Origin of the sequence: Shewanella benthica KT99 (assembly GCF_000172075.1) — a bacterium.
Lineage (GTDB): Bacteria > Pseudomonadota > Gammaproteobacteria > Enterobacterales > Shewanellaceae > Shewanella > Shewanella benthica_A.
Map to the genome: position 1 here is coordinate 1 of NZ_ABIC01000080.1, position 4,525 is coordinate 4,525.

The following is a 4,525-nucleotide window of genomic DNA, read 5'->3' on the forward strand; positions in this document are numbered from 1 at the left end:
AGGGTGTAGCCTATATCGTCCATCAGATCGGCCATCTTGATGAGTCATACTCATCATTGACAGCCCCAGGTTTGATATGGAGTTCTGCTCATCAGTTTATGTCACTCTTGGAACCACGGGAAAAACAGCGCGACATTTTACCTCTTGAACAAGTCACTGGCTAGCTTTTGGGCATTTTTATTCAAAAATACTGTGGGCTGGAAGTTTTACCTTGCCAAGTATTGAGTATATTTGATGCTTTCCAGGCGGACCTGTCTGCCTGAAACTGTCTGTGTATTGACTGAGCCATCTGCATTGAACCTGCCCGAGCCTGGGTATAAATATCTGCCTGAATCTCGAGTCTGAAATAGGCTAATAGTTCCGTCGTATATTGATATATGGCATAATTTATAGGCGAGAGATAGGTTACTGTAATGACTTCCATGGCGGCGGAACTCATCGCCGTGTTCGATGGCGCTGCCAAAGCTGTGGTAGGTAACAGGCTGCTCATGACTAATATAAAGGCTGTGATTAATTTCATCGTATTCTCATTCATTCCATTGGTTTGATTTGTAAGACTGAGTGTAAGGCAGGACTTCGCGTGATAATCGTACGGTTTGCAAGCAAGTATGAGTAGTTCGGCTATAGCAACATTTGCATACACATCTGAGAAATTTGAAATGATTGATGGGCTATCCAATGCCGGTAAATTAGAATGAGTGATAAGGAAATGGTTATTTGATGTGTAGGAGTCTTGGTGAGTCAATCGCAAACTGAAATTACTAAAAGAGATGTGGTCATTCTTGGAGGAGGCATGATCGGTGCCGCAACGGCCATAGGTTTAGCGCAACTAGGCTTGAGTGTTACCGTGATAGAGGCGTTCAGACCCCAGACATACAGTAGTGAGCAGGCCATAGATTTGAGAGTCTCAGCAATTAGCCTAGCGACAGAGACCTTGCTGGAGCGTCTGGGTGCTCTCGAAAGTTTGACTCAGATGCGACGAGCGCCATATTTAGGTCTGGAAACTTGGGAGTTAGAGGGATGTATCACTCGTTTTCATGCCGATTCCATCGGTGTGTCTCATCTGGGGCATATTGTCGAGAATCGTTTGATACAGTTGGCCTTGTGGGAGCAGTTCGAGTCTCTCGATAACCTTGAATTACTTTGCCCCAGAAGTCTCGATAGCTTTAGTCGCTCCGAGAATGGGGTTTGTGTGACCTTAGACGATGGGCAGCGACTCGATGCCAAGTTATTAGTCGGTGCCGATGGGGCCAACTCACAGGTCAGAACTTGGGCCGGAATCGGCTTAACGGGTTGGGATTATGCCCAGTCGGCCATGTTGATTAATATCGAGACGGGCATAGAGCAACAAGATGTGACCTGGCAACAGTTTACCCCTAAAGGTCCCAGATCTCTGTTACCCCTGCCGGGCAATAATGCTTCTCTGGTCTGGTACGATGACGCCAGTCGAATCGCTCAGCTATCGACATTGAGCAACGCAGCTCTGGCTCAGCAGATTAAGATTCATTTTCCTGAGCGATTAGACCGGCGGTTTGAGGTCTTGAATAAGGGCAGTTTTAAGTTGACCCGACGCCATGCTCAATCTTACTTTGCCGATAATCTGGTGATTTTAGGCGATGCGGCTCACACCATTAATCCCCTGGCTGGACAAGGGGTCAATATTGGCTTCAAAGATGTCGATGCATTGATGTCGGTGATTTCGAATAAACTGAGTCAGCAAGAGGCTTGGTGGAGCAATGTAGCATTGAGTGAATACCAACATCGCCGTTACCGAGATAATCAACTGATGATGTCGGCGATGGATCTGTTTTATGCCGGGTTCAGCAATGACTTATTACCACTTAAAGTACTGCGCAATGCTGCGCTTAAGCTGGCGAATATCGATTCGCCGATTAAGAAGCAAGTGCTCAAATATGCCATGGGACTCTAACCTAATTACAGATATTAGCGCTATTTAAACCCGGGCCTTAGGGTCCGTTTGGCATATCCATGAGTTTTTCGATTAAACCAATTTTGCTTATAATTTGTTGCGCCGTGGATTGAGTGTTAAAATGTCGCGTTTTTATTTTGCGCGTGACGTTTAGCCGGCATCATTGTACGGCAGGGGTGCGCCTCGTATTAAAGAATGGGCTAAATGAGTAATATAAAACTGATTGTAGGACTCGCTAATCCTGGAGAAAAGTATGCGCAGACCCGACATAACGCCGGGGCTTGGTATGTACAAGAGCTCGCCAGAATATGCACTGCGACTCTGATCGCCGATAGCAAGTATTATGGCTTAACCGCTAGAGTTAACCTGCATGGTAAAGATGTTCGTTTACTGATCCCGAGTACGTTTATGAATCTCAGTGGTAAGTCTGTCGGTGCGATGGCGAATTTCTTTCGTATCCAAGCCGATGAGATCTTAGTCGCTCATGATGAACTCGATATGCCTCCTGGCGTTGCCAAGTTTAAATTGGGTGGCGGACATGGTGGTCATAACGGCTTAAAAGACATTATTGCCAGTCTGGGGAATGACAAAGGTTTCTATCGCTTACGAATCGGCATAGGTCATCCGGGTGATAGAAGCCAAGTCAGTAATTATGTACTGGGTAAGGCTCCGGCAGTTGAGCAGATCCAGATTGAAACTGTGCTCGATGAGGCTGTACGCTCCACCGAGTTATTGTTTACTGAAGACATGGCTAAAGCCATGAACAGGTTGCACACCTTTAAAGCTTAGAGGTGTATTTGTTTAAGTCTTAAACCACATTGGTTTATAGCAAAAATTTGATTGAAGTGACATTTGGTAACTTCTTAAGAACTTAACTCACAGTATAACTGTTAGTTTACTATTGATATTAAAGGTAAAGATATGGGTTTTAAATGTGGCATCGTGGGCCTGCCAAACGTAGGTAAATCGACGTTATTTAATGCATTAACTAACGCTGGCATCGAAGCGTCCAACTTTCCGTTTTGTACGATTGAACCTAATACCGGTGTCGTGCCTGTACCCGATGCTCGTCTCGATGCCTTGGCAAAGATCGTTAACCCTGAGCGTGTAATGCCGACAACGATGGAGTTTGTCGATATTGCGGGTTTGGTTGCAGGGGCCTCTAAAGGCGAAGGACTAGGTAATAAGTTTCTGGCAAATATCCGTGAAACAGATGCCATCGGTCACGTTGTGCGTTGTTTCGAAGATGAAAATATAGTGCATGTCGCTAATAAAATCTCACCAGCCGAAGATATTGAAGTGATTAACACTGAACTAGCTTTGGCGGATCTGGATTCATGTGAGCGTGCTATTCATCGTCAGGCTAAGCGTGCTAAAGGTGGAGATCAAGAGGCTAAATTTGAAGTCTCTGTGCTGGAGAAGATGCTTACTCCTTTAAACGAAGGCACTATGTTACGTTCTTTAGACTTGTCGGTCGAAGAGATCGCTGCTGTGGCTTATCTGAACTTCTTGACGCTAAAGCCTACCATGTATATTGCCAACGTGGCCGATGATGGTTTCGAAAACAATCCGCATCTAGATACAGTTCGTGAAATAGCAGCGAAAGAGAATGCTGTTGTCGTGGCAGTGTGTGCCTCGATTGAATCCGAGCTTGGAGAGATGGAACCTGAAGACCGCGAAGAGTTTATGGCAGATCTTGGTCTGGAAGAGCCAGGTCTAGACCGCGTAATTCGAGCAGGTTACGATCTACTGGCACTACAAACATACTTTACTGCCGGTGTTAAAGAGGTTCGTGCCTGGACTGTAGCCATAGGTGCGACAGCACCACAAGCTGCCGGCGTGATCCATACAGATTTTGAACGTGGTTTCATTCGTGCTCAAGTCATGTCTTATGACGACTTCATTACCTATAACGGTGAGGCTGGCGCTAAGGAAGCTGGTAAGCTAAAAGTAGAAGGGAAGTCTTATATAGTGAAAGATGGAGATGTGATGCATTTCCTCTTTAACGTATAAGACGCATAAGGATTTTGCCCCTTATGCGCAGACTAATATTAGGACGTGGAGCTTAATTTCATGGCTTAACTTGGTGATGTAATAAAGGCTCAATGGTATTCATCGAGCCTTTTGGCTTTTGGGGAAGTACTTTTTGCGCCTGCTCGCTATCTCTATGGCAGTTAAGCGGCTATATTTGTGCATCTGCCGCTCAGTTTGGTGAAGTAATAACCGAACGGTAGGTTTAGTTTCAATTAGCGAAAAAAGCGGTTGACCTCAATACGCCGAATAAGCATAATACGCCCCGTTCCTCACCAAGAGGAACCGGTGTACAGTGGCAATATAGCTCAGTTGGTTAGAGCACAGCATTCATAATGCTGGGGTCGCAGGTTCAAGTCCCGCTATTGCTACCATCTATTCAAGATGTAAAATTGGAATCAGTGCGGGAGTGGTGGTGTTGAGGTTAGACACGCCAGATTTATCTTCTAGCCTGTCATCTTAATCAGGATGTAAAACTGATGCAGTGCGGGAGTGGTGGTGTTGATATTAGACACGTCAGATTTATCTTCTAGCCTGTCATCTTAATCAGGATGTAAAACTGAT

At 45.4% G+C, this 4,525-nt stretch carries 4 protein-coding genes and 1 tRNA gene; 4 read left to right on the forward strand and 1 reads right to left on the reverse strand.

Features of this window, described 5'->3' with window-relative positions:
- Positions 1-181: 181 nt before the first annotated feature.
- Positions 182-520: a hypothetical protein gene (locus KT99_RS19240; protein ID WP_040572240.1), complete on the reverse strand. Its 339-nt coding sequence runs from the start codon at positions 518-520 to the stop codon at positions 182-184.
- Between the two features lie 216 nt (positions 521-736).
- Here KT99_RS19240 and KT99_RS19245 point away from each other — a divergent pair, with 216 nt between their 5' ends.
- From KT99_RS19245 to KT99_RS19260, 4 genes are all read left to right on the forward strand, one after another.
- A complete protein-coding gene (locus tag KT99_RS19245; RefSeq protein ID WP_005503603.1) occupies positions 737-1,930 on the forward strand; it encodes an FAD-dependent oxidoreductase in 1,194 nt (397 codons plus the stop codon).
- 204 nt (positions 1,931-2,134) lie between these two features.
- Positions 2,135-2,719: an aminoacyl-tRNA hydrolase gene (pth, locus tag KT99_RS19250; RefSeq protein ID WP_005503605.1), complete on the forward strand. Its 585-nt coding sequence runs from the start codon at positions 2,135-2,137 to the stop codon at positions 2,717-2,719.
- 132 nt (positions 2,720-2,851) lie between these two features.
- Positions 2,852-3,943, forward strand: coding sequence for a redox-regulated ATPase YchF (ychF, locus tag KT99_RS19255; RefSeq protein WP_005503607.1), 1,092 nt, complete (start codon positions 2,852-2,854; stop codon positions 3,941-3,943).
- 315 nt (positions 3,944-4,258) lie between these two features.
- A tRNA-Met gene (locus tag KT99_RS19260) sits at positions 4,259-4,335 on the forward strand.
- The last annotated feature ends 190 nt before the right edge of the window (positions 4,336-4,525 follow it).